At 50.8% G+C, this 1,379-nt stretch carries 1 protein-coding gene; it reads left to right on the top strand.

From position 1 onward, the window contains the following. The coding region (locus tag J0A66_RS21395; protein ID WP_206575892.1) for a transposase at positions 1 to 489 on the top strand (489 nt) is incomplete at its 5' end. Positions 490 to 1,379: the final 890 nt, after the last annotated feature.

Raw genomic sequence — 1,379 nt, 5'->3', positions numbered from 1 at the left:
GCGAAACTCCGCAGCTCCCTTAACCGCCTGGGTAGGAAAGACTGGATAGTGCATTGCTGCAAACGTTATGAACATGGCAAGGGTGTGGCCATCTACCTGGCCCGCTATGTCCGGGGTGGCCCCTTCAGCCGCCAACAATTGATTTGCGCAGAAGCAGGCCGGGTGCGTTTTCGTTATCAGTCGCACCGCACTGGCCAACAGGAAGTGGCCAATCTCCCGGTGGAGACCTTTATCCAGCGCTGGTTGATGCATGTGCCCCTGCCGGGCAAAGCCAGCATTCGTTATCTGGGGCTCTACAGTTCAGCAGCAAGAAACCGGCTGAATCAGGCCAGAGAATTGTTGGGACAGATGCCGGTAACGGCTGGGCAGTTGTTGCAATGGCAGGATTACCTCGCCGGTATAGGCCGACCCGCCTGCTGCGAAATCTGTGGCGCCCCGCTTTATCAGCAGGCTTCCCTGGAGAAAGAAGTTCCTAGACAGACAGCCTGAAAAGCGCACTATCACAAGCAGATGGTGGGCATCCGAGTGCCCGGAATAAAAAGAGAAGCGATAGATGACAACCATTAGAAGCCAACGGAAGATTGCAGCCTCCTTCCAACCGGGGCATAGTAATGCCAACCTACGCAATCGAATCCCCATAGCCCGCGAGCGGCGGCCCAACAAGGAAGATTAACCGCACCTTGAGAAGATAGTCGAAGGGAATTGGAATGCTTAAGAAAAGGCCGGTTATCTAAACGTTAACTTTCACATGGTGCAAATTGTCAAAAAAACTATTCTTCTAGTCTGGCTCGGCTTGACCGGGTGTACGTCTGCTGTAATGGGTGTGAACTGTCTGGATGCAAAGATCGAACGAGATCCCAGACCATTAGAAGATCAATACACCCTAACTATGACAGCAGGTGAGTCTCCTACATTGACGTACATATATGGGTGTGAGCAGTACTACTCCGTCGATTGTAGTGTGCGAGGAAATTATTGGGAGTACCGTCAAATAGAGGGATTGGAAAATCCTCCAGAGATTACATTCTTGAATAATGGTGACGAGATATCTATCAGAGCTCCAAGCTGTTACGTCGTTCACAATGATTCTCGCCCAGACTACAAGTGGTTCGAGATTTATGTGAATGGCCTACGGATGTTCATAATCGATATCAAAAATGGACGCGCGCATCTAAAAGAGGGTCCAACCCATCTGCCGGGATCAAAAGAGTATTGGCTAGATTTCGATTATGTCTTTTCTAAATCTCCAAGTTAATCGGGTAACCGGAGGTTTCTAGCCCCCAGTCCCCACAACACCCTGCATGCGGCTCCGCACAGGGCGTTTCACTCAGGGTAGTGAAGCTTGATCCATCCATCACGCAGTGAGACCAATCCAGCCT

It is taken from the genome of Bowmanella dokdonensis, from assembly GCF_017254865.1.
Taxonomy (GTDB): domain Bacteria; phylum Pseudomonadota; class Gammaproteobacteria; order Enterobacterales; family Alteromonadaceae; genus Bowmanella; species Bowmanella dokdonensis.
Note: the sequence above shows the minus strand (reverse complement) of the source record. Positions and strands in the feature narration are given on the sequence as shown.